The sequence below is a fragment of the Pseudomonas frederiksbergensis genome, assembly GCF_003732665.1.
Classification (GTDB): domain Bacteria; phylum Pseudomonadota; class Gammaproteobacteria; order Pseudomonadales; family Pseudomonadaceae; genus Aquipseudomonas; species Aquipseudomonas frederiksbergensis_G.
Window position 1 is genome coordinate 14,916 of record NZ_MOBP01000008.1, and the last position, 22,474, is coordinate 37,389.

Annotated in this window: 22 protein-coding genes; 18 read left to right on the forward strand and 4 right to left on the reverse strand. The window is 61.5% G+C overall.

Translation table 11 applies throughout. The features are described 5' to 3' along the window. Positions 1 to 14 precede the first annotated feature (14 nt). The 17 genes from BK665_RS14260 (at position 15) to BK665_RS14345 (ending at position 17,373) form a co-directional block, all read left to right on the forward strand. The gene (locus BK665_RS14260) at positions 15 to 761 is read left to right on the forward strand and encodes a sugar transferase (RefSeq protein ID WP_123406483.1); all 747 of its coding nucleotides are present in this window, start codon (positions 15 to 17) and stop codon (positions 759 to 761) included. After that, positions 762 to 1,409 carry a CpsD/CapB family tyrosine-protein kinase gene (locus tag BK665_RS14265; RefSeq protein ID WP_123406485.1) on the forward strand — a complete coding sequence of 216 codons (648 nt, stop codon included), beginning with the start codon at positions 762 to 764 and terminating at the stop codon, positions 1,407 to 1,409. Positions 1,410 to 1,431: 22 nt separating this feature from the next. Beyond that, the gene (locus BK665_RS14270; protein ID WP_123406488.1) at positions 1,432 to 2,454 is read left to right on the forward strand and encodes a polysaccharide biosynthesis/export family protein; all 1,023 of its coding nucleotides are present in this window, start codon (positions 1,432 to 1,434) and stop codon (positions 2,452 to 2,454) included. A 17-nt stretch (positions 2,455 to 2,471) separates the two neighbouring features. Beyond that, positions 2,472 to 4,067: a GumC family protein gene (locus BK665_RS14275; protein ID WP_123406489.1), complete on the forward strand. Its 1,596-nt coding sequence runs from the start codon at positions 2,472 to 2,474 to the stop codon at positions 4,065 to 4,067. After that, complete coding sequence (locus tag BK665_RS14280) at positions 4,064 to 5,158, forward strand: glycosyltransferase family 4 protein (protein WP_123406673.1); 1,095 nt, start codon at positions 4,064 to 4,066, stop codon at positions 5,156 to 5,158. The genes BK665_RS14275 and BK665_RS14280 overlap by 4 nt, the downstream gene beginning before the upstream one ends. After that, positions 5,155 to 6,522: an O-antigen ligase family protein gene (locus BK665_RS14285; RefSeq protein ID WP_123406491.1), complete on the forward strand. Its 1,368-nt coding sequence runs from the start codon at positions 5,155 to 5,157 to the stop codon at positions 6,520 to 6,522. Before BK665_RS14280 ends, BK665_RS14285 begins: the two co-directional genes overlap by 4 nt. Next, positions 6,519 to 7,487 carry a glycosyltransferase family 2 protein gene (locus BK665_RS14290; protein ID WP_123406493.1) on the forward strand — a complete coding sequence of 323 codons (969 nt, stop codon included), beginning with the start codon at positions 6,519 to 6,521 and terminating at the stop codon, positions 7,485 to 7,487. The genes BK665_RS14285 and BK665_RS14290 overlap by 4 nt, the downstream gene beginning before the upstream one ends. Next, positions 7,480 to 8,616, forward strand: coding sequence for a glycosyltransferase (locus tag BK665_RS14295; protein WP_123406496.1), 1,137 nt, complete (start codon positions 7,480 to 7,482; stop codon positions 8,614 to 8,616). The genes BK665_RS14290 and BK665_RS14295 overlap by 8 nt, the downstream gene beginning before the upstream one ends. 12 nt (positions 8,617 to 8,628) lie before the next feature. Further along, a complete protein-coding gene (locus tag BK665_RS14300; RefSeq protein WP_123406498.1) occupies positions 8,629 to 9,630 on the forward strand; it encodes a polysaccharide deacetylase family protein in 1,002 nt (333 codons plus the stop codon). Then, positions 9,627 to 10,931 carry a lipopolysaccharide biosynthesis protein gene (locus BK665_RS14305; protein ID WP_123406500.1) on the forward strand — a complete coding sequence of 435 codons (1,305 nt, stop codon included), beginning with the start codon at positions 9,627 to 9,629 and terminating at the stop codon, positions 10,929 to 10,931. Before BK665_RS14300 ends, BK665_RS14305 begins: the two co-directional genes overlap by 4 nt. Continuing rightward, complete coding sequence (locus tag BK665_RS14310; RefSeq protein ID WP_123406502.1) at positions 10,928 to 12,847, forward strand: hypothetical protein; 1,920 nt, start codon at positions 10,928 to 10,930, stop codon at positions 12,845 to 12,847. The genes BK665_RS14305 and BK665_RS14310 overlap by 4 nt, the downstream gene beginning before the upstream one ends. Positions 12,848 to 13,064: 217 nt before the next feature. After that, on the forward strand, positions 13,065 to 13,754 hold the full coding sequence (locus BK665_RS14320) for a GNAT family N-acetyltransferase (protein WP_123406504.1): 690 nt from the start codon (positions 13,065 to 13,067) through the stop codon (positions 13,752 to 13,754). Positions 13,755 to 13,758: 4 nt separating this feature from the next. Next, a complete protein-coding gene (locus BK665_RS14325) occupies positions 13,759 to 14,961 on the forward strand; it encodes a GNAT family N-acetyltransferase (protein ID WP_123406506.1) in 1,203 nt (400 codons plus the stop codon). Next, positions 14,933 to 15,724: a ChbG/HpnK family deacetylase gene (locus BK665_RS14330; protein ID WP_123406508.1), complete on the forward strand. Its 792-nt coding sequence runs from the start codon at positions 14,933 to 14,935 to the stop codon at positions 15,722 to 15,724. The genes BK665_RS14325 and BK665_RS14330 overlap by 29 nt, the downstream gene beginning before the upstream one ends. Before the next feature lie 114 nt (positions 15,725 to 15,838). Beyond that, entirely contained in the window at positions 15,839 to 16,537 is a 699-nt protein-coding gene (locus tag BK665_RS14335; RefSeq protein WP_123406509.1) for a GNAT family N-acetyltransferase, read from the forward strand. Between the two features lie 231 nt (positions 16,538 to 16,768). Beyond that, the gene (locus BK665_RS14340) at positions 16,769 to 17,062 is read left to right on the forward strand and encodes a type II toxin-antitoxin system RelE/ParE family toxin (RefSeq protein WP_123406511.1); all 294 of its coding nucleotides are present in this window, start codon (positions 16,769 to 16,771) and stop codon (positions 17,060 to 17,062) included. Positions 17,063 to 17,064: 2 nt separating this feature from the next. Next, complete coding sequence (locus BK665_RS14345) at positions 17,065 to 17,373, forward strand: addiction module antidote protein (RefSeq protein ID WP_123406513.1); 309 nt, start codon at positions 17,065 to 17,067, stop codon at positions 17,371 to 17,373. Positions 17,374 to 17,576: 203 nt separating this feature from the next. On the opposite strand, the gene BK665_RS14350 is transcribed toward BK665_RS14345, so the two are convergent. Continuing rightward, positions 17,577 to 18,383, reverse strand: a complete 807-nt coding sequence (locus tag BK665_RS14350; protein WP_123406515.1) for a class I SAM-dependent methyltransferase — start codon at positions 18,381 to 18,383, stop codon at positions 17,577 to 17,579. A 167-nt stretch (positions 18,384 to 18,550) separates the two neighbouring features. Here BK665_RS14350 and BK665_RS14355 point away from each other — a divergent pair, with 167 nt between their 5' ends. Beyond that, positions 18,551 to 18,904 (forward strand): hypothetical protein, encoded by a 354-nt coding sequence (locus BK665_RS14355; RefSeq protein WP_123406675.1) that lies wholly within the window; start codon positions 18,551 to 18,553, stop codon positions 18,902 to 18,904. A 3-nt stretch (positions 18,905 to 18,907) separates the two neighbouring features. Here BK665_RS14355 and BK665_RS14360 read toward each other — a convergent pair whose 3' ends face one another. The 3 genes from BK665_RS14360 to BK665_RS14370 all read right to left on the reverse strand — a co-directional run bounded on the left by BK665_RS14360 (position 18,908) and on the right by BK665_RS14370 (position 22,457). Further along, positions 18,908 to 19,450, reverse strand: a complete 543-nt coding sequence (locus BK665_RS14360) for a hypothetical protein (RefSeq protein ID WP_123406517.1) — start codon at positions 19,448 to 19,450, stop codon at positions 18,908 to 18,910. A 120-nt stretch (positions 19,451 to 19,570) separates the two neighbouring features. Continuing rightward, a complete protein-coding gene (locus tag BK665_RS14365; protein ID WP_123406519.1) occupies positions 19,571 to 20,995 on the reverse strand; it encodes a sigma-54-dependent transcriptional regulator in 1,425 nt (474 codons plus the stop codon). Beyond that, positions 20,964 to 22,457 (reverse strand): sensor histidine kinase, encoded by a 1,494-nt coding sequence (locus BK665_RS14370; RefSeq protein ID WP_123406521.1) that lies wholly within the window; start codon positions 22,455 to 22,457, stop codon positions 20,964 to 20,966. Before BK665_RS14370 ends, BK665_RS14365 begins: the two co-directional genes overlap by 32 nt. Positions 22,458 to 22,474 lie beyond the last annotated feature (17 nt).

Here is a 22,474-nt window from a genome sequence, read left to right on the forward strand (position 1 = left end):
TAGCGGAGGCGTCTATGACTGGACATGAAAAAGGTGTGCCACTCCAAAATATGCGCCGTGACAAGCGCCTGGACCCCGAGCACCGAATGCGCCTCGACACTGCGATCCATATGCAAGGTCGCGGTTGGATTACCGGTCGCGACGGTGGCCGGCCCTGGACCTTGTCGCGCACCAATCGGGTAGTGGCGTGCTTCGGTGCCCTGGTGATCCTGATCCTGATTTCGCCTCTGTTGCTGGGCCTGGCCCTGGCGATCAAGTTCAGCAGCCCGGGCCCGATCATGTTCGTGCAAAAACGCACCGGCTATCGCGGCCGTGTGTTCGGCATGTACAAGTTTCGCACCATGGTGGCCAACGCCGAGGAGCTTAAAGAGTCCCTGCGCCACCTCAACAAACACGGTGCCGACGCCATCGATTTCAAGATCGACAAGGACCCGCGCATCACCCGCATCGGTGGGTTCCTGCGGCGCAGCAGCCTCGACGAGCTGCCCAACCTGATCAACGTCTTTACCGGCGACATGCGCCTGGTGGGCCCGCGGCCAACCTCGTTCAACGCCTACCGCTACAAGGATAACCACCTTGCACGCCTGAGCATCTACCCCGGCATGACTGGCCTGTGGCAGATCTCCGGACGCAGCAATATCGACTTCGACCAGCGCGTTGAGTTGGACCTCAGCTATATCGCCGAGCAGAGCCTGTTGCTTGATCTGAAGATCCTGTTGAAAACCCCCTTCAAAGTATTCAGCGGCCACGGAGCGAGTTAAATGGACGGTTCATCGAATAAAGCCCTAAGCATCGCCAACCCGAGCGAGTCCAACCTGACTTCGACCGTGCTCGATCAAGATCTGCGGATCCTCTTCCTGACCGCCGCCAACCCCGGCGCCGGCACCACCACCAGCGCCTTGGTGCTGGCCAGCCAATTGGCCCAAATGAGCAGTGGCCGCGTGCTGCTGGTCGATGCCAGCCAGTCGGCGACCAACCTCACGGCCCAGCTCAGCTTGCACAAGGAGCGCGGTTTTCGCGACCTGCTGTTCAGCGGCAACACGCCGCCACTGCTGCAGGATTGCGTGGTGCAGGTCTCCAGCCTGCCGTTCGATGTGCTGCCCAACGGCCGGCACGTCCGCGGCACCGAGCACCTGACACCTGAGCGCCTGAGCCCGTTGCTCGACCAGCTCGGCAGTCGTTATCGCTTCGTGGTGATCGACGGCGACGCGGTGTATTCGGCCGCCGACACCCTGGTGATCAGCACCCAGGTGGACGGCGTGATCATGGTCGTGCGCTCCGAGGACACCCGTTGGGAAGTGGCCCAGGCCGCGGTCCAGCGCCTGACCCAGGCCGGGGCGAAACTGGTCGGCAGCGTGTTCAACCGCCGCAAGTACTACATGCCCAAATGGCTGTACAAAAACCTGTAAGCAACCAGAAAAGGATGACGCCATGAACGCCAAAATGCTTGTCCTGCTGTTGCTACCGCTTGCAGGTTGCTCCAGCCAACCGGAAACCAATATTCCGGTGCAGATCCTCACGGCCACGCCGGCCAACGCCCAGGCCACCGACATGCCCAAGGTCGAACAGACCTTGCGGCCCCAGGATGTGCTGGACGTGATCTTCCACATCAGCACCAGCGGCTCGGACGCTTATCGCGTGCAGTCCGGTGACACCATCGGCCTGAACTTCACCGCCGCCAGCCAGCTCAACGGCAATCAACTGGTGCTGCCTGACGGCACCATCGAACTGCCGGGGGCCAACCAGTCGGTGAAAATCGAAGGGCTGACGGCCGAAGAAGCCAAGACCGAAATCCAGCGTGCCTACCAGCGCAAACAACTGTTCCAGCCCAACCGTAATCAGTTGACGGTGCAAATCATCAGCCCCCTGAGCAACGAGTCCAACCTCAAAAGCTCGCTGAACCACCCTGGCACCGGCATGAGCCGGGAGATCACTGTGGGCACCGACGGCTATGCGAGTTTCCCGGAAATCGGTTCCGTGCCGCTGCAAGGCATGACGGTCAACCAACTGGAAACGTTCCTCAACAAACGCTACGCCAGCCTGCCCGGGCGGATGACGGTGGATGTGCTGCTCAAATCCACGGCGGGCAACGAGATCTACGTGCTGGGTGAAGTCGGCCAACCGGGTTCCTACCCGATCCGTCGGCCGGTCTCGGTGCTTGAAGCCCTGACCCTTGCCCGTGGCGCCAACGTCAAGGCACGGCTCGATTCGGTGGTGATCATGCGGCGCAACGGCAACCAGGTTAAGGCCGTGCGGTATGACGTGGAAAAAGCCTTGTCCGGGGATGCGTCGCAGATCGCTTACCTGCAACCGGACGACATGCTTTATGTGCCGAAGACCAAACTGGCCAGCGCCGGTGAGCTCGCACGGCAATTGGCGGACGTTGTGTTGTTCCAGGGTGTGGGCCTGAGTTTCGGCTATCGCCTCGACAACAAAGACGACAACAGCAACTAACTCTCAGGTGATCTGACATGAATCCAAAGGAAAACTACCTGCACGAGTTCTTCAGGATCTTCTTCGCCAATAAGCAACTGGTGAAGCGAGTGTTCCTGGTCTTTGCAGTCATCGCCCTGCTCTTGCCGCTGGTGCTCAAACAGAGCTTCGACATCACCGCGCAAGTCATCGTCCAGTCGAAAAAACTGTCCCAAGGCGACGCTACAACGTCCCTGAATCAGGAAAACGCCAGCTTCATTCCGCCGTCACTGGCGGACATGGAAACCGAGAGCAATATCCTGCGTTCGCCGGCGCTGATCCGTCAGACCATCAGCGAACTGCGGGACAAGGGCCAGTACAACCCCGCCCCCGGCATGCTCAGCAAACTGGTGTCCGAGCCGTTCAAACGCTATGTCACCTCGCCGCTGCGTGAGTACGTGATCAATCCGGCGAAAGCCGCGCTGGGGATGGAGACCGATCCGGTGCGCGACACGGTGCTGGACGGGCTGACCCAAGAGGCCATCGACAAACTCAAGGTCGAAACCCTGCCCGGTTCCAACGTGATCTCCATCGTCTACAGCTTTGGCGATCCGCACCAGGGCACCCAGTTTGTCGCCGCGCTGCTGCAAAACTACCTGGTCAGCCGTCAGGAACTGCAATCCATCGACCTGCCGCAAAGCTTCTATGAAACCAAGAAGCAGCAATACGAGGTGCGTCTCGATGGCCTGGAAGGCAATCGGCTGGCGTTGCTGGAGGCTGTCGGTTCGTCCGATCCCAAGGAAGAAATCACCTTCCGCCTCAATGCCATCAACACCGAGGAGCAAGCGCTCAACCTGTACCAGGATCGCCTGCTGCAAAGCCAACGCTGGCTCGACTACCTGAAAACCGCCCTGGCCGCCGCCAGCAGCAACTCCAGACTCAACGACTACACCTTCCCCTTCACCTTTACGACCACGGTGGACAACGTCGCCTTTGAGGATCGCGAGATCAAGCAGATGGGCGAGGCACTGACCACGCAAGTCAGCCGCTACATGAACGACCTGGCGGTGTTCCAGCCGGGCAGTGAACCGATGCTGCTGACCCGCGAACAAATTTCCCGCACCCGCCAGCAGTTCTTGAAAGTGGTGAGCAACCGGATTCAGGAACGCACCACCGACCTGGCCGTTGTCAGCTCGGTGATCGCCCAGAAAACCGCGCGCATCGCCGACTTCAAGAACCGCATCCACCAGTTGCAGGAAACCCAAAGCAAGCTGCGGCAGATGGACACCGAGATCAACGCCTTGCACGCGGCGTTCGGTACCTACGCCCAACGCTTTGCTGAAAGCAGCTCAGTGCGCTCGCTGGACAACGACCTGTCGAACGCCCGGGTGCTCAGCCCACCGTTCGAGCCGACCGCCCCGGCGTTTCCCAAACCGTTCCTGATCATTCCGTTCGGTTTGTTCACCGGCCTGTTGCTGGCGATTGCCCTGGTCTACGTGCGTGAGTTCTTCGATCACCGCTTCAAGCATCCGGCGCAAATCACCCATGAACTGGGCCTGCCCGTGCTGTTGGTGATCAACGAGCAGGACATCGAACCGGCCAACCCGCACAAGAACTGGACCGTACCGAGATTCGTGCATTGGGTGCGCAATTGAACGCGCCGCTCTCCCCTTCCCGCGAACTGCCGATCATTCATTTGCTCAGCAGCGGTGGCTTCTACGGGGCTGAGCGGATGCTGCTGGACCATTGCCTGGCGACGCCGGGGCAGCACCAGGTGCTGTTTCTCGATGCGCCGCCAGAACTGATCGCACGGTTTCGCGAGGCCGGGGTGGACTGCCAGGGCTGCACGGGACTGGGGGCGCTGCTCGCGCATTTGCGTCAGCGCCGGGCGCAGCAGCCGCTGATCAATACGCACAATTTCAAAGGCCTGTTGTTTGGCTGGGTCGGCGCGACGCTGTTGCGTTTGCCGCTGGTGATTACCCAGCACGGTTTCACGCCGCGCAGTCGCAAGCAGAAGTTCTACACCTGGCTGAGCCTGCAACTGTGCCGCACCGCCTCGGTGAATCGCGTGGTGTGTGTCGCTGAAAGCATCGCCACGTTGTGCCGCCAGGCCAGCGTCCGCTCGGAAAAACTGCAAGTGATTCCCAACGGTCTGCCGGCGGCAAAAAAATCGTTGCCGCACCGGGTGGGCGGTACGCGCTGGCTGGCCGGTTACGTCGGACGGCTGAGCAGTGAAAAAGGCCCGGACCTGTTTCTCGATGCGCTGATTCCGTTGTGTCAGCAACACCCCGAACTGGACGCCGTGATGCTCGGCGACGGCCCGGAACGGGAGTCGCTGCTGGCGCGGATCAGTGAGGCGGGTCTGCAATCGCGCATCACCCTGCCGGGGTATCAGACCGACATGACGGTGTGGTGGCGCCGCCTCAATGCGCTGGTGATCAGCTCGCGCACTGAAGGCACGCCGATGATTTTGCTCGAAGCGATGCAGTCCGGGGTGCCGGTGGTGGCGTTCGGTGTCGGCGGGATTCCCGATGTGCTGCAAGAGCGGCACAACGGCTTGCTCGCTACGCCGACCGACAGCGTCGCCCTCGCCCGGCAGCTTGGCACCTTGCTCAGTCAACCGGCCCTGGCTCGAGAGTTGAGCGACAACGCAAGACGTACACAACAGGATCGCTACGACCTCAAGGCCCTGGCCGAACGCTGGTCGCAGCTTTATATCCGTACTGCACGGGAGGCACGCGCGTGATCTTTCCGCTCTCGATCATCAGTCTGCTCGGCCTGGTCTGCCTCGGTTTGCTGGCCAGCCCTTATCCGTTCCTGGCGCCGGGTGCCGTACTGGGCCTGGTGGGTGTGGCGGTGCTCTATCGCAAACCGGGTTGGGGTTTGCTGGGGATCGTCGCGCTGGTGCCGTTCGAGGGTTTCTTCAAGGACAGCGCGCTGTCGGGGACCAAGTTCGTCGGCGCTTCCCTGGCGCTGATCCTGATGCTGCAACTGGCCCTGCACCAGATTCCGTCTGAACGCCTGCGCAGCAACATCTGGCGCTTCCTGCTCTGGTTCATGGTGTTGTACCTGCTGAGCCTGCTCAATTCCGATGACCTGGGAATCTCCTTGGGGCATCTGCGGGAACTGAGTGTCGGCTTGATTCTGTTTGTGATCACCCTGCTGGTCGGGCGCGAGTTGAACCTGGACCTGTTCGCCAAACTGGTGACCCTCAGCGTTGCGACCACCTGCGCATTGACGATGTTTTCCGCCAAGTATCAGGACCAGGGCCGCGCCGCCGGTCTGCTGGAAGACGCCAACGCCTTTGCCATGCTGATTGCCTTCGCCGTGCCCATGGGCCTGTTGCTGGTGATGCGCAGCCCGAACCTGTTGCACCGCTTGTTTTGGGGCGGTTGCTGCCTGTTGCTGTTGGGCGGCATGACCAAGACCGAATCCCGTTCCGGGCTGGTGGTGTTGTTTCTCAGCCTGGTCATCGGCGCGTGGCACTACCGTGCGCAGTTGCCACGCATTCGCCCACGGCACCTGGGGTTTGCCATGCTCGGCCTGGCGATCGTGATTCCGCTGGGCATCTATGCGATGCCTGCCGGGTACATTGCGCGCATCCAGTCCTTGAGCATTTTGAGCGCCGGGGCCAAGAGCCAGGACGAATCCCTGGGCCGCCGCGCCTCGTACATCGTGGTCGGCAGCCAGATGATCCGCGAGAATCCGCTGCTGGGCAGCGGCCCCGGGACCTTCCCGCTGCACTACGCCACCACGGGGTATGCCAAGGCGTTTTCCGCCAATCGCAAGGCCGGCGACTTGTACCGCCGGGCGCACAACACGTATCTGGAGATCTTCAGCGAACTGGGGATTCCCGCCGGGCTGCTGTTCGTCGGCATGCTCGCCCTGGGCGTGTACAACCTGATCCGCGCCCGCCACGCCTGGCTTTTGCGGCACAACGGGCAACAGGCGGACCTGATGACCCACCTGGCCATCAGCTTTCTGTCGCTCAACCTGTTTTTGATGTTCCTCAGTACGCCGAACCAGAAGTACGTGTGGGTCATGCTTGCCCTGTCCAGCGTACTGCGCCTGAAAGCTGAAGAAGCCCCATTGCAGGAGGCCACGGCATGAGCCGCATCAGCATTGTGATCCCGATGTTCAACGAAGCCCGGCACATCGGCCGGACCTTGCTCGCCGCGCAAAAGGCTGCCGATGCGGCGGACGTCGACTGTGAGTTGATCGTGGTCGACAACGGCTCCGACGATCACGGCCCGCAGATTGCCCGGCAGTTCGGGGCGCAGGTTCTGGTCCTTCCCGGTTTGCTGATCGGAGCCCTGCGTAATCGCGGTGCGGCGGTGGCCACCGGGAAATGGCTGGCCTTCATCGATGCCGACATCGAGATGCCCGAAAACTGGCTGAGCCTGTTGTTCGAACTCGAAACCGGCGCCCAGGCCGATGTGTTCGGCCTGGACCTGCACACCCCGGCCGAAGCCCCGTGGTATGCCGACGCCTGGCAACGCCGGACCCTGCGTCCGACCAGCCACACCCTGCACCCGGTGACATGGTTGCCCACCGCAAACCTGTTACTGCTGCACACCTGGTTCGATCAGGTCGGCGGCTTCGACGAAACCCTGCGCACCGGCGAAGACAAGGATTTCACCCTGCGTCTGCACCAGGCCGGCGCCCGCTTGCTGGCGGTCAATGAAAGCGTCGCCCTGCATTGGGGCTACGAGGGCAGTTGGCGCGAGTGGATGGGCAAGGAAATGTGGCGCCAGGGCAGTCATCTGCAATTGCTGCGCACCCACGGGTTCAGCCTGCGCCTGCTGCGCTTTCCGCTGCTGTCGCTGGTGGTGTGGCTGCTGGACTTCATGGCGATCTCCGCCCTGTTCAATGGCTTCCCGCACCATGCGGCGATCATGGTGCTAATCACGTCGGTGCCGGCGCTGATCCTCAGCCTGCGCCAGAGTTTCAAGCACCGCGACATGCGTCTCACGCTGCAACTCTGGGGCCTGCATTGGGTGCGCCTGCACCTGGCCGGCGCCGCGTTCATCCTCAGCCTGTGTCATTGGAATGCCAGGAGGCCCGCCCGTGGCTGAATTTATTTTCTGGTTGTGCCTGTTGTTGCCGGTCTACGCCTACCTTGGCTATCCGCTGCTGCTGACGCTGCTGGCGCCGATGTTCGCGCCACGGCGCCACGAACCTGCACCGCCGCTGAAGGTGAGTGTCGTGATCGCGGCGCACAACGAGGCGCGCCACATCGAACACAAGCTGCGCACGCTGCTGGCCCAGGATTATCAACCGGCGATGCTGCAAATCATCCTGGTCAGCGACGGCTCCACCGATGACACCGTGGCCTGCGCGCACAAGGTCATCGACCCGCGCATCAGCGTGCTCGACCTGCCCCGCCAGGGCAAGGCCGCGACCCTGAATGCCGGCGTGGCGTTGAGCAGCGGCGACATCCTGGTGTTCACCGATGCCGACAACCAATGGTCCCGGGACACCCTCGGCCACTTGCTGGCGCCGCTGTCCGATCCGCAGGTCGGTGGCTGCGCCGGGCACATGGTGATCCCCGTCACCGGTGGTGGCCTGAGCGTCGGCGACAGCCTCTATCGCCACTACGAAGGCTGGCTGCGCTGGGCGGAGAACCGCACCGGTTGCATGGTCTCCGCCGACGGCGCCTTGCTCGCCCTGCGCCGAGAGTTGTTCGAGAACGTGCCGGCGGAGGTCAACGACGATTTCTTCATCAGCACCTGCGCGCCGGTGGCGTTCAAGCGCATCGTCTACGTGCCCGAGGCCCAGGTGATCGACCACGGCGTCGATGAAGCGGACAAGCAATTTCGTCGCCGCCAACGGGTCACCGTCGGAGGCTTGCAGAGCCTGGCCCATCGCCGGGAACTGCTCAACCCGCTGCGTTACGGTCTGTATTCGATTGCACTGATCAGCCACAAGCTGATCCGGCGTCTGGCACCGGTGCTGTTGTTGCCGTTGCTGCTGAGCAATTTATGGCTGTGGAATGACCACGGGTTCTATCAATTTTGCCTGGTGGCGCAACTGCTCGGTTACGCCGTGGCGATTGCCGGTCTGCTGGACTCGCAACACCGTTTGCCCAAACCCTTTCGCCTCGCCGCGTTCCTCCTGGTGACCCTGGTCGGGATGAGTATCGGTCTGTGGCAGTTCCTGCGTGGCCAGCGTTACAGCCAGTGGAACCCCGAGCAAAATCGATGAAAGGAACATGCCATGGCGATCAAACAATTATTAAAACGCACCAGTGGCTGGCTGTACCTCAACTCCCCGGTGGGGCGCAATCAACTGCATGGCGCCGGGGTGATCCTGATGTTGCATCGGGTGCTGGCCAACGACCACGCCGCCGACCTGCCCCATCGCAATGAACTGTGCGTCGGGCCGAAGGCTTTCGAGCACTTGCTGGTCTGGCTGAAAAAGCACTTCGACTGCGTGCCGCTGATGGACATCCTGCACCCCGGCACCCAGCGCTCGGAACGGCCGAAAGTGACCCTGACCTTCGATGACGGCTGGCGCGACAACGCGGTGAATGCGTACCCGTTGCTGAAGAAGTATCAGGTGCCGGCGAGCATTTTCCTCTCCACGGATTTCATCGGCAGTCGCCAGCGCTTCTGGTGGGAAAGCCTGGGCGAAACCCTGTGGGGCAGCCATGGCGAAAAACCGCGGATGCATTTGATCGAGTGCCTGCAACAAGTCGGCCGGCCCCTGCCGGTGCTGATGGATGATGTGGACGTGGACCGCCGCAGCCTGACCTTGCTGCACTACCTGCAAAGCCTGAAAACCCTGCCCCCGGACGATTTGAGCCGCCTCACCGATGAATGCCCCGAAGAGTCGTTGCCCCAGGCTTTGGACTGGCAGCAAGTGCGCGCCCTGGAAGCCTCCGGTCTGGTGCGCTTCGGCCCCCACGGCGCCAGTCACGCGATCCTCACCGGCCTCGACGATCAACGCCTGAACGAAGAACTGAGCCGCAGCCGCGATGCCTTGTCGAACGGCTGCAACCGGCCATTGCCGGTTTACTGCTACCCCAACGGCGACCACGATGCGCGGGTACGGCAACAGGTGGCCGAGCACGACTTCCCGTTCGCCCTCGGCACCGGCACCGGCATCTATCGCGGCGGTGGCGAGCCCCTGGCCTTGCCTCGCTTCGGTGTCAGCCAGCGCACGGCGCGCAATCCGGAGTTGCTGTCCTGGCGCATCTACCGTGGGGCACGGCCATGAGCCGCAGCCATTACCTCAAGCACCTGGCCCTGAGCATGGGCACCAAACTGGCGATGATCGGCCTGCGTTTGCTGCGCAACGTGTTGCTGGCGCGGATTCTCGGGCCGAGCGAACGTGGCTTGTTTGCCCTGCTCAGCACCCTGCCCGACCTGATCAGCGCCGCCACCAGCGGCGGCTTGAATTCGGCGGTGGGCTATCAAGCGGCCAAGCAACGGCCGATGGGTTTGCTGCTCAGCCAAGTGCTGGTGTTCGGCTGCCTGCTGGCGCTGTTGCTGACCTTGGTGGTGGTAGCGTTGACCCGGGAATTCGGCAGCGAACTGGACATCACCACGCAACTGGGCCTGCTCGCCTGGCTGTTGCTGCTGGCGGTGCCGCTGACGGTGCTGAAAAGTGGCTTGCTGACGTTGCACAACGCCTCTGGCGGCGTGGTGGCGTTCAATGCCTTGCGCCTGGTGGAATCCCTGGCGCCGCTGCTGCTGTTTCTGGCGCTGTTCTGGATGTGGAAAACCGCCGCCCTGGAAGCGGCGCTGATCAGTTGGCTGGCGGGCATCAGCCTGGTGGTATTGGCCGGTTGGGTCTGGCTCAAGCGCAATCAACCGCTGACCCTGCAATGGGACCGCGCCAGTCAAAACGAACTGCTGCGCTACAGCGCCCGCAGCCATCCCGATTTGCTGTTCCAACAAGTGATCCTGCGTTCCGACTATCTGTTTATCGGTGCCCTGCTCGGCAGCACGGCGCTGGGCCATTACGCCATGGCCAGTGCCGCCGCCGAACTGCTGCTGATCGTCCCGGAAGCAGTGACCACGCCGCTGATGAAACGCCTGCTGCAACAGGAAGAAGGCATCGACAAAGTAACCCCGCTGGCCCTGCGCCTGACAGCCACGGTGATGCTCGGTGCGTGCCTGACCATGGCGGTGATCGGCGAATGGCTGATCGTCACACTGTTCGGCGCGGCCTATCAACCGGCCTATCCCGCTCTGCTCGCCCTGCTGCCGGGGCTGTTCGGTCTGTGCTATGCGAGCATCCTGCGCCTGGACCTGTTGGGCAAGAATCGTCCCGGCACCATTTCGCTGATGATGGGCCTGAGCGCCGTGCTCAACCTGGCGCTGAACGTGCTGTTGATCCCGACCTACGGCATCGTCGGCGCGGCGGCGGCCTCGTCCATCGCCTACCTGGCGGTGACCCTTGCCTTGCTGGTGTTGTACTGCCGGTTGAGTGGCGTACCGGTGTGGCAAACCCTGATCATCCTGCCCAGCGACATCGCCCCGATGCTGCTGATGCTGCAACGGAAATCGGCATGAAACGCCTGGCGCTGCTGTTCGGGTTGGGCTTTGCGCTCGACGTGCAAGCGGCGTCGATGCGTTGGTCCGACATTCGCGACGGCAGCCTGTACCTGCAAACGGATCGCCCGGACACCGTGACCGTGCGCTGGGTCCCGGCGTGGCAGGCGGATGCCAATGAAGAACACATTTACCTGGTCGACGGCCAAGGCAAGCTGTCGGGCGAACGGCTGATCGCCGCCAGTGAATCCCGGGGCACCCAGAGCTGGCCGTTGGCGCCGGGGGCCGCGAGTTATCGGCTGGAGATTCCGGGCTACAGCTTTCGCCGCTACAAGGTCGAGCACGACGAACACACCGTGGCCCTGTTCGCCCCGGCCAAGGTGCATTTCAGCGCCGAGTCCCGTGATGGCGACGAGTTGTTTTTCAAGGTCGCGCCCGGGGAGCACGCGGTGCTGGCCGGCAAGTTCCACGGCGGTGTCGGCGCCCTGCAAGCCCAGCGGGTGAGTGACGGCCAACCCGTGGTGCTGGCCCTCAAACCCTATCGCGCTTATTGGCAGTTCGATCAAGTCGCGTTGCCTGTGAGCAACAGTGAACAAACCTGGCGCCTGCGCTTGCGGGGCAGCGGCAAGGTGGCGTTCTGGCTCGACGGCACCGCCAACCTGTTCGCACAGAATCCGCAGCAACTCAAACCGCTGCGAGAGGACGATGGCCAGACGCGCCTGACGCTGCACAAAGAAGTGCTCGGTCCGACCCCGAACCTCGGTATCGCCCTGCCCTATGTGCTGCCGCCGCCGTCCAGTTATGCCGTGCTCGATGCGTTGAATCCGCGGGCCGCCAGTTACTACAGCCTCGTTGACATCATGGCGAGAAAGCCGCACTACGAAGACGCGTTTCGCCAGGTGTATCAGGACCGCTTCGGCATCACCCAGGACATCACCTTGCTGGCCGGCAGCCAACGCCAGGCCGACCTGCGTGCCGACACCACGAGCAACGGCGGCCTCGACGCCTGGCTCGCGTCCACCCGCGCCCTCGGCGGCAAAGGCATCCATTACATCGGTTTTGCCGACGAGCCCAACCTCAACTACCCGGACTACGCCAACTACCAAAGCATCTTCAACAGCATGGCCCGGCAAGTGCGCAGCGATCCGGCCAATGCCAAGGCCGGCGTGCGCATCGCCATGCCCGCCACTTCGCGGCTGGTCAACGGCCCGTTCGCCGACAATGCGGCGGACAAACGCGGCATCGATTGGGCCAGGCGTTTGCTCGCGGAATCCGGTGATCAGATCGACGCTTTGGCGTGGCACGAATGGATGATCCGCGACTTGCTCGCGACCCGTGTCTACCGCGACAGCGTACGCCGCGCCGCCGACCTCGTGGGCCTGGACGCCAATGGGCGGCCGCGCAAGGCATTGCTGCTGGACCAGACCAACATGTCCAGCGGCTCAAGCCTGAGCCCCTACGATCAGGAAACCCATTTCGCCTCGCTGTGGTGGGCCTCGGTGGCGATTAATTCGGCCCAGGACGGCTTGCTGGAGATGCTCAACTGGTTCCAGGCAAACGATGAGCCGAACTACCCCAAGGGCATGTTCAAGGTTCTGGATGACGATCATTTCGAGCTCAAACCAGTGGGCATGGCCCAGCAATTTATCCAGCAGCATTGGCTACGCAACGTCATCCGCGTGGAGAACGACGCCTTCGAGGTCGACGTACTGGCCATGGCCAGCGACGCGCAACGCGGTCTGCTGGGGGTCAACAAAGGCACGCGTTTGCAACGGGTGGATCTGAACGGAGCGAACTGCCCGCTAAGCAAAGGCTCCTTGCGCTACTTCGGCGCCGACAACCGCAGCCGCGACGCGCCCTTTCACTGTCAGGACGGTCGCGTCAGCTTCGATCTGCCAGGGGAAACCCTGTTCGCCCTGAGCTGGATCGCGTCATGAACCCTTATTTCGACCCGTTAAGAGATAGCTACAGCGAACACCGAATTTGTGGCGAGGGGGCTTGCCCCCGTTGGGTTGCGAAGCAGCCCCAAAACCTGCAACCGCGATGTATCAGGTACATCGAATGAACCGGTTTACGACTGCTGCGCAGCCGAACGGGGGCAAGCCCCCTCGCCACAAAATGTGTTCTCCCAGCTGAAGCTCAGGAGTCAAGAACATGAGTATTTTTCAGAAACTCAGCGAACACATTAAGCAAAAAGGCCTGCGCGCCACCCTCGGCAAGGTGTGGAAGCACTACGTGTTTTCCCACGAAGAACTGATCTGGATGGAGCGTGACCTGGTCACCCCGATCCCACCCCATAAACTGCGGCCGTACACCCCGCTGCGTCTGGAAACCATCACCGCACAGAACGCCGTGGCCTTTGGCAAACACTTCGGCGATCGCGTCGGCACCATGGCCGAACTGGCGAACGAAGGGCATACCGGGCACATGTACCTCAATGACGACGGCGATGCCGTGGCCTTCATCTGGGGCAGCAAGGGCAATTACCACGACCGTCACTATTACGGCTGCTGGTTCCCGGTCAAACCCGGCGAGTTCTTCGAATTCGGCGGTGAGCAGATTCGCGCTTACTGGGGCACCACGCTGTCGGTGGATTTCCAGTTGAACCTGTGGAAAGCCATGGCCGATCAGGGCTGCAACAAAGTGGTGGATGTTTGCGAATCCCACAACATCCCGGCGCTCAAGTTGCACATACGCATGGGCTACAAGGAGCAAGGACGAATCATGAACGTCTACCATTTGTTCGGCCACTGGCGCCTCTACCGTGAAACCCGTTACAGCGGCTCGCGTCTGGACGCCTTGCGCAAACCGACGCCGGCCCCCATTGCTGCAGAGGCGACCTGACCCGATGGTGGCGCGATACGAATGGCGCACGTCGCTGTGCGCCCCGGACTTTCCGGCCGTGGCTTATGAAGCATTGCGCGTGCGAGTGACGGACCACACGCCCTTCAACACCCTGGCCTGGCTGGCGGCTGCGGAACAGGCACTCAGGGACGGCGAGCGCCTGCATGTGCTGCTCGGCTGGCTGGGCGATGAACTGGCGCTGTGCCTGCCGCTGGTGGCGTCACGCGAACGTTTTGGCGGGATGCCGTTTCGGGTGTTGCATCACCTCGGCTACCCGCTGACCGATCGCCTGGCGCTGTTGTCCAGCCTCGATGCCGAGTGCATCCGCAAGGCGCTTATCGTGATCCGCCGCCGCTTGCCCCACGCGTTGCTGCAACTCAACGAGCTGTGCGAACCCGTGGGCGAAGAAAGTGCCCTGACGGTATGGATGGCCCACAGTTCCACCGGTGAACGGCGCCTCAGTTGCAAGGTGCCGGTGCACCTGATCAGCGATGCGGATCGCCAGGAAGTCTCGGGGGATCCGCGCTACAAACTGCGCCGCGCGCGCAAACGCATCGCCGCATGTGGCGCCCAAGTGCGGCGCATCACCCCGGATGCCACGACCATGGGCCCGCTGCTGCAAGCCATCAGCGAAGTCGAAGCAGTGAGCTGGAAAGGCGATGAAGGCGTCGGCATCTTCGCCGACGAACGCCACCGACAATGGATGGACCGAGCCTTCACGGCCCTCGCCGCCCGCGGCCTGGTACGGGTGGTGGTGCTGGAACTGGACGGCCGTTGCATCAGCTATCGCCTCGGCTTGCTGGAGCAGGGTCGGCTGTACGACTACAACCTGGCGTTCCTGCCGCAATTCGCCGACCTGGGCAGTGGCCGGGTGCTGCTGGAAGAGTGGATTCGCTGGGGCCTGGACGACAACTGGCGCTGGATCGATGCCTCGCGGGTCAGCCTGGAAAACTCCAGTCATCAACTTCACGAACGCATGACCGGGCAACTGGAGCACTGGCGCTGGAGTTTCTATTCCTGGCGTCCCGGCGGCCTGGTGTTGGGGCTGGCGTTGCGGGTCTGGCAACGGCTCAAACCAGCCTTGCAGCAATGGCGGGCGAAACGGGCGGCAGCCGCCGTGGTCACCGTACCGGTGGCCAAGGCGCCTGCGCCAACCGATAAAACCATGGAGGGCGAACATGCCTCACCAAGTCATAGTCAACGCTGACGATTTCGGCCTCAGCCCGTGCGAAAACGCGGTGATCCTCGGCGCCTTCCAGGCCGGTGTCATCAGTTCCGCCACGGCCATGGCCAACATGCCGGCGTTCGAAGCCGCGTGCCTGATGGCCCAGCATCCGTTGCTCAAGGGGCGCATCGGCCTGCACTTCAACCTCACCTATGGCCAGCCGTTGAGCCAAGGCATTCTCGAACGCCGCACGTTCTGCGACAGCCAGGGCGAGTTTGACCTCAACCTGCCGCGCCACAGTCTCTGGCTCAATCGCCTGGACCGGGAAGCGGTGATGGATGAACTCGAGGCGCAATGGCAACGCTGCGTGGATCACGACGTGCGGCCCAGCCACATCGATTCCCACCAACACGTGCACAACATCTGGCCCATCGGCGAGATCGTCGCGCGCTTCGCCGCCCGCCAAGGGGTAGCCGTGCGCCTGGCGCGCAACCTGGGGCAAAACCTGAGCCTGCCCAAGCGCGTGTTCAAAGGTTTGCTCAATCGGCGTTTGCAAACATTGGCCGGGGCCACGGCGGATTATGTGTGCACGCCGGTGGACCTGCGCAACCTGCCTGTACCGACCGACGGTCTGCTGGAAATCGTCGCCCATCCCAACCAGCTCGGCGCCGATTTCGGCGATGCCTACCTCAACCCCGGCGAGTCGCTAACCCAAGTGCTAGAGCGGCGCCTGGCCGGTATCGAGCGGGTGTCCTATGCCGTGGTCAGCAGGCGTTTGCAGGCCGGTACGGCGGCGCTCGAATGAGTTACATAAATTGCAACACATTCAAAGCTGGCGCTTTGACATGAACTTGCAACCTTGATCTATACCCATCAAAAGCATCTCCCACAACACCTGGCTTTGGCCACGGAGGGCTCCATGAACGTCATCGGCAAGCTGCGCGAACGCATCAGGCAAAAAGGCCTGGGCAACCTCTTCAAGGCATTCTGGAAGCGCTACGTGTACTTCCACTGGGAACTGTTGTGGATGGAGCGCGACCTGGTCAGCCCGGTGCCGCCACACGCGTTGCGCCCCTATTCCGGTTTGCGTCAGGTGACCATCACCGCAGACAACGCCATCGCCTTTACCAAGCATTTCGGTGACCGCGTCGGGACCATGGCCGAACTCGCCGCCGAGGGTCACACCGGGCACATGTACCTGGACGACGAAGGCCACGCCGTGGCGTTTATCTGGGGCAGTACCCGGAACTACCATGACCGGCACTATTACGGTTGCTGGTTCCCGGTGAAGCCGGGGGAGTTCTTCGAGTTCGGCGGCGAAATGACCCGCGCCTACTTCGGCACCAGCCTGTCGGTGGATGTTCAAGTCGCCCTCTGGGAAGCCATGGCCGCCCAAGGCTGCAACAAAGTGGTGGATGTCTGCGAAACCCATAACATTCCAGCCCTGAAACTGCACATCCGCATGGGCTATCACGAACAGGGCCGCGTGACCCACGTCCATGGCCTGTTCGGCGGCCGCTGGCGCTTCTTCCGCGACACCCACTACACCGGCTCACGCCTTGACCCGCTGCGTAAACCAAAACGGCCGGTGGTGGCGCCAGCCACGGCAGAGGCCTGACACAACACCGAACCCGTGGCGAGGGAGCTTGCTCCCTCGCCACATTTGGTTTAGTGGCGGTCACAAAATCTGTGCCTGGACCGAATCCCTTGTAGGAGCAAGGCTCGCCCGCGAAGGCGTCCTCGATATGCTCACGACGGTCGTTTTTCCTACACCCTTGAGGGAAAAAGACACCCGAGACCCAAGAAGAGCCTGACTGATAATTCGTATCCACACGGATACAGTCGAGCAATGAACTATCTTATTCAACAAACCCATATTTTCTCGACATGGCACGCCTCAGTTCGCGACTTGCGGGCAAAGTTCGCCATCGCTCGTCGCATTGATCGTGCCTCTGCGGGTAATCTAGGCGATATCAAGTCAGTGGGTGAAGGTGTTTCCGAAATGCGCGTGGACGTTGGTGCAGGCTATCGAATCTACTTCACCATGCGAAACGGTATGGTCATCGTATTATTGGCCGGCGGTGATAAATCCTCGCAAAGCACTGACATCCGGCGTGCAAAAAAAATGGCAAAGGAGGTTTAACCATGAGCCAAACTTTGACTAGTTTCGACATGGCAGCACTGCTCGACAGTGACGAGGCCATTAGCGAATACCTCTCGCAGGTACTGGCGGAGGGCGATAACGAAGAGTTTCTACGCGCTATCGGCTATGTAGTAAAAGCCCGTGGTATGACACAAATAGCCAAAGACTCCGGGATGGGGCGCGAAAGCCTGTACAAAGCTTTCGCGCCGGGTGCAAAACCACGTTTTGACACGGTGCTAAAGGTTATTCATGCCCTCGGTATTGATCTCTATGCGCAGCCAGGCCATGCAGTCAATCACTCGAATCTCTGAAAGAGTCTCCTGTGCTCTGCCTGAAAAACCCGAAGGTACAAATCACCGTAGGTCGGATGGAGTACATCCGCTTCATAGTCGTTTACTGTCAGGCCGCCTTCGCGAGCAAGCCCGCTCCCACAGGGGATTTTCGTAACTAGGAGATCCCCTGTGGGAGCGGGCTTGCTCTCGAAGGCGTCAGTCGAAGCAACACATTCTTCAGCTCAAACCCTCACCGCCACCCACGTAAAACACAACGGCAACTGCGCCACCTGTTTTTCATACCGGTCATACAGTTCTTCGCGATTGGAATGCGGGTATTCCTTGAAGTGGCTGATCTGTAATCCCGCTTCGATGGCGCCGGTGAAGATGGCGCTCAGGGTGTGGACGAACCAGTAGGACGCGGCCGCCGGTTGTTCGATTTTGCCTTCGTAGACGATCGGCTGGTGCTGCACGAACGGTTCGCTGCGAAAGTAGGAGCTGTCCAGGCGATACGGATCGGCGGCTTCGGGGTCGAGCATTTCCAGGAACGGGTGGGTTTCGTAGATCACCACCGCGCCGCCGGGTTTGAGGGTTTGCGCGACGTGCCGGAAGAACTCGGCAATGTCCGGCATCCAGTTCAAGACACCGATGGTGATCAGCGCTACATCGAAACGGTGGTGCAACTCCGTTGGCAGGTGATGGATATCCGCCTCGATGAACTCAGCCCCATGAGGCGAGCGCGCCGTCAGTTCCCGGGCCTGTTCGAGAAACGCTGCGGACTGATCGACCCCCACCACCCGCCGCGCCCCCAGGGCATACAGCGACAGACTTTCCCGGCCGTTATTGCAGCCCAGTTGCACCACGTCCTTGCCCTCGACGCCCACCTGTTCCAGCACACCGCGCAGGGTGTCATCGAGGCAGCAAAAATTAGCCTGGCTCACGGCGCTGAGCACGCCCTGCCATTCGGGGCTGTCCTTGTGATGGCGGGCGGAATCATTCCAGGCCTCGCGATTGCTGGCGACGGCTTGTTGTTTGGTCGGCATGTCCATTGCGCACTCCAGATCTCGTTTTTATTGACGGGCACGAGTCTAGATCAGCCCCTGAAAAAACCACATCGAGGCTTTGTTGCGATCTTGTAATCCGGGCCGCCGAACGCCTGGCCGTGCGAGAGCTATAGTTAATGACCTTGGGGAAAAACGATTTCGCAGGTGTCGCCATGAAACAAACCAATCTGACGCTGTTGTTCATCGCCCTGATCGCCGCCACCGGTGCTGTGCACGCGGACGACAGTTCCAGCACCGAGATGATCTACTACGGCCCCGACCAACCTTTTGCTCACCCTGCCCCGCCGACACTCAGCACCGTGCCGCCACGCGCCTACATCCCGACCGCGCCTCAGGACTTCATCCCGATTGCCAGCGAGCATGTGTTCTACGATTCCCGATTGCCTACCGTGGCGGATGCCAGCGTGCGGGTGTTTATCCGCTCCTACGACCCGGAGCGCGGGATCTACGTCAACGACGAGGTGCTTGACCCGACCTGTCTGTTGGCCTGCCTGACCCGCCAGTGAATATCAGTCCGCCGGCCAGCAATGGCGCAGTGCCGCCCGGCGGTCGATGGCATCGCGCAGTCGGCGCTTCTGGCTTTCCCAAACGTCGCTGTCGACCTTCTCGGCGCGCATCGTCGCCAGCACCGCTTGCTTGGCCTTGAGGTATTCGTCCCAGGCGTCCTGGCGCTTGAGCCGCAGGGCCTCGTCGTCGGACATTTCCATATGGCGCAAGGCCAATTCGCAGGGGTCGTCCAGCACTACCCCGACGGTCAGTTGAATGCGATGAGGGGCGCGAAACTCGGTGACGCTGGTCAGGATCGCCTGGGCCCGTGCGTTGCCCCAGGCCAACGCTTTCGCCAAGGTGGGACGTTCCTCACGGTCATAAAATTCTTCCGCCAGCGCCGCGCCATCGCGGGTGTACACGCCGACAAATACCTGGGTCACGTATTCACGGCTGAAGCGTGCCTGGATGTCGATCTGCGTACCGTCGGGCAGTATTTCATCGTGGCTGCGCCCGCGTAATTGGCTGTTGGTCCAGAGCCAGTACTGCGCGCCTCTATGCCGCATCGTTGGTTACTCCAGAAAAGGGCAAAACCAGTAAGGCACAGGGGCCGGGGGTTTTCCACCGGGCCCGCCTGCCTCTCGTCGTCATCTGATGAACGACCGTCCCTGATCAAATTGCCGTACTCACCACTGCCGTTTGTCCGGTCTTGCGAGGCCGAGTTTTTCAATCCGGTAACGCAGCATGTCGCGGCTCAAACCCAGCAAACGCGCAGACTTGGTGACGTTCCAGTCGGTCTTGTCGAGCATCTTGCGCACCATGTCGCGCTCCACTTCCGGCAGGTTCATCGATTCGACGGGGTTGCTCGGCCGGGGTTCGAAGTATTGGGTTTGCGGCATGACCAACGGTTCGTCCACCAGGCTCTGGCACACGTTCAATTGATGCGCGGCAATGGTGTCGCTCTGGGCCAGCAGCACGGTTTGCTCCAGCATGTTGCGCAACTCGCGCACGTTGCCCGGCCAGGTGTAGCTGAGCAGCAACTCCTCGGCCTGGTCACTGAAATACAAGTGCGGTTTTCCGTAGCGTTTGCCGTGGATCGCCAGGAAGTGCCGAGCCAGCAGCAGCACGTCATTGCCCCGGGCATGCAGGCGCGGCACCTTGATCGAGATGATCCGCAGGCGGAAGAACAAATCACGCCGGAACTTGCCCTGCTGGACCATTTGTTCGAGGTTGCAATTGGTGGCGCTGATCACCCGCAGATCGACTTTGCGTTCCTTCACCGAACCGACCCGGCGAATGGTCCGGTCTTCCAGCAGCTTCAGCAGTTTGGCTTGCAGCAACAGGTCCATCTCACCCACTTCATCGAGAAACAGCGTCCCGCCATCTGCCGCCTCCACCAGCCCGACCCGGCGATCCTTGGCGTCGGTGAAGGCGCCTTTCTCGTGGCCGAACAGTTCCGATTCCACCAGGTTGGACGGGATCGATGCGCAGTTGAATTCAATAAATGGCCCCTTGGCTCGCGGACCGTCAAAGTGCAGGGCCCTGGCCACCAGTTCCTTGCCGGTGCCGGTTTCGCCCTCCACCAACACCGGAGGCAAATCGGTGTTGGCCATCCGGCGCTCGGCGTCGAGCAATTGGCCGATCGTATTTTTCAGGTAGTGCATCGGTGCCGACTCGCCAATCAGCGCCTGCACCCCGGACTTCTGCGCCTCGCGTTCCTGATAGAACGACAGCGTGCGTTCCATGCGGTCGGTGGCCAGGGCCTTGTCCAACAGCAGCTTGAGTTCGGGCAGCGCCACCGGTTTGGTGACGTAATGGAATGCGCCCTCTTTCATCGCCACCACGGCGTCTTCGACGTTGCCGTAACCAGTCATCATGATCACTTTCAGATCCGGCGCGCTGATGCGCAGCTTCTGGATCAAGTCGTGACCGCTCATGCCCGGCAGCGAGTTGTCGGTGAGCACCACGTCCGGAACGAACGTGATCAATTGCTCCAGTGCGTCTTCGGCCGAGTGGCAGACTGTCACCTCGAAGTCCTTGCGCTCCAGGTATGTCTGAATATTCTCGGCGAGGAGTTCATCATCCTCGACCAGCAGTATGCTGTGCTCCATATTCCCCTCCCGTTGCCACTTTAAAGTTGAGACAAACGCGGGTTCCTTCCTGCTCCTGACTGGTCAGTTCGACCGAGCCCTGGAAGCGTTCCATTATTCGTTTGACCAAGGCCAGGCCGACGCCCAACCCACCCTGTTTGGTGGTGAAAAACGGCTTGAAGACCATCTGCTGCTGCTGTTTGGTCATGCCCTTGCCGGTATCGGTCAGGATCATGCTCAACTGCCCAGGCTTGGGCGTCTCGATATCGACGCTCAGCACGCCGCCCTTGGGCATGGCTTCCAGGGCATTGGCGAACAGGCTGTTGAGAATCTGTGTGAGCAGCACTTGCTGACTGACCACCGGCGGAAAACTTTGCGGGGTAAAGCGCACCTCGACGTTCGAACGTCTGATCAGCGGGTCAAAGGCGCTCAGGGCGTCGTCGATGGCCAGCACCAGGTCTACGGATTCAGAGTCGTCGTTCATCGGCCTTAGCGATACCAATAGCTCGCGGACCCAACGGGACATGCGATCGACCTGATTGATGATGTCGCCAATGTTCTTTTGCGCGCCCTGGCTCGCCACTTCCTGGGCCAGTTCGGCGCTGGAGCGGATGGTGGCCAGCGGGTTGCGCAAGCTGTGGGCGACCGCCGAGGACATTTCCCCCAGGGCAACGAAGGTTTCGTTGCTGATCAGTTGCTTTTGCTGGCTCTGCAACAGGGTCGAGGCCCGGCGCACGATCCAGAACAGCGCCAGGTAAATCGCCGCGCCACCGAGCAGGGTCGCGATCCAGATCGACTTGAAGCCGCGCTCAATGCGCTCCACCAGATCAGCGGGCTCTTTGTAGATCTCCACCATGGCGATCACTTTGCTCTTGTCGGCGTTGAACATCGGGATGTAGTTCTCGATAAACAACAGCTGCGGCTCGCGCAACAGCATCTGCTCGGGGCGTTCTTCGTCGATCTTGTGGTAGCTGGAGGACACCGGCACCTTCATTTCGAAGGACTCGTCCAACTCCTCGTCGTCTTCGAAACGCATGCCAATCATCGCCGGGTTGGTCGACCAGATTACCGTGCGGTCGAGGGCAAACACCGTGGCCAGCAAAATATCCGGCAGGTGCTCCACATGGTCGAGGAATTCGATACGCGCCGCGGCCCGCGACCCCGGGTCCACGTCGGGGTAGGCGTGGTCAATCCGCGGATCGAGCATTTCGCCCATGGTTCTGTTCGGATTAATCGAGGCATGGCGAATTTCGGCATCGCCGATGGCCTGAATAAACTGCGCCGTCAGCAAGGCGTCACGCTCAATACTTTCGGTGACCACAAACCGCGTAGAGACATAACCCAGGCCCAGCGCCACGGCGCCGATGATGAAAAAGCTGGCCAGGGAGAACCAGCGCAGCAGATTGAACTGGCCGCCCCAGCTCTTGCGCTCTGCTGCCGGCAGGGTCGGCGCAGGTACTTTTTGTTGTTCTGATAGCTGCATGGGTTTGTCCTGGTTGC

Excerpts from the sequence above, each read along its gene's own strand:
- BK665_RS14360 (WP_123406517.1), bottom strand. The coding sequence starts at position 19,450 with ATGCGGCATAGAGGCGCGCAGTACTGGCTCTGGACCAACAGCCAATTA.
- BK665_RS14335 (WP_123406509.1), top strand. The coding sequence starts at position 15,839 with ATGAACGTCATCGGCAAGCTGCGCGAACGCATCAGGCAAAAAGGCCTG.
- BK665_RS14270 (WP_123406488.1), top strand. The coding sequence starts at position 1,432 with ATGAACGCCAAAATGCTTGTCCTGCTGTTGCTACCGCTTGCAGGTTGC.
- BK665_RS14350 (WP_123406515.1), bottom strand. The coding sequence starts at position 18,383 with ATGGACATGCCGACCAAACAACAAGCCGTCGCCAGCAATCGCGAGGCC.
- BK665_RS14355 (WP_123406675.1), top strand. The coding sequence starts at position 18,551 with ATGAAACAAACCAATCTGACGCTGTTGTTCATCGCCCTGATCGCCGCC.
- BK665_RS14305 (WP_123406500.1), top strand. The coding sequence starts at position 9,627 with ATGAGCCGCAGCCATTACCTCAAGCACCTGGCCCTGAGCATGGGCACC.
- BK665_RS14340 (WP_123406511.1), top strand. The coding sequence starts at position 16,769 with ATGAACTATCTTATTCAACAAACCCATATTTTCTCGACATGGCACGCC.
- BK665_RS14320 (WP_123406504.1), top strand. The coding sequence starts at position 13,065 with ATGAGTATTTTTCAGAAACTCAGCGAACACATTAAGCAAAAAGGCCTG.
- BK665_RS14265 (WP_123406485.1), top strand. The coding sequence starts at position 762 with ATGGACGGTTCATCGAATAAAGCCCTAAGCATCGCCAACCCGAGCGAG.
- BK665_RS14325 (WP_123406506.1), top strand. The coding sequence starts at position 13,759 with ATGGTGGCGCGATACGAATGGCGCACGTCGCTGTGCGCCCCGGACTTT.
- BK665_RS14370 (WP_123406521.1), bottom strand. The coding sequence starts at position 22,457 with ATGCAGCTATCAGAACAACAAAAAGTACCTGCGCCGACCCTGCCGGCA.
- BK665_RS14275 (WP_123406489.1), top strand. The coding sequence starts at position 2,472 with ATGAATCCAAAGGAAAACTACCTGCACGAGTTCTTCAGGATCTTCTTC.
- BK665_RS14365 (WP_123406519.1), bottom strand. The coding sequence starts at position 20,995 with ATGGAGCACAGCATACTGCTGGTCGAGGATGATGAACTCCTCGCCGAG.
- BK665_RS14345 (WP_123406513.1), top strand. The coding sequence starts at position 17,065 with ATGAGCCAAACTTTGACTAGTTTCGACATGGCAGCACTGCTCGACAGT.
- BK665_RS14260 (WP_123406483.1), top strand. The coding sequence starts at position 15 with ATGACTGGACATGAAAAAGGTGTGCCACTCCAAAATATGCGCCGTGAC.
- BK665_RS14330 (WP_123406508.1), top strand. The coding sequence starts at position 14,933 with ATGCCTCACCAAGTCATAGTCAACGCTGACGATTTCGGCCTCAGCCCG.
- BK665_RS14300 (WP_123406498.1), top strand. The coding sequence starts at position 8,629 with ATGGCGATCAAACAATTATTAAAACGCACCAGTGGCTGGCTGTACCTC.
- BK665_RS14290 (WP_123406493.1), top strand. The coding sequence starts at position 6,519 with ATGAGCCGCATCAGCATTGTGATCCCGATGTTCAACGAAGCCCGGCAC.
- BK665_RS14310 (WP_123406502.1), top strand. The coding sequence starts at position 10,928 with ATGAAACGCCTGGCGCTGCTGTTCGGGTTGGGCTTTGCGCTCGACGTG.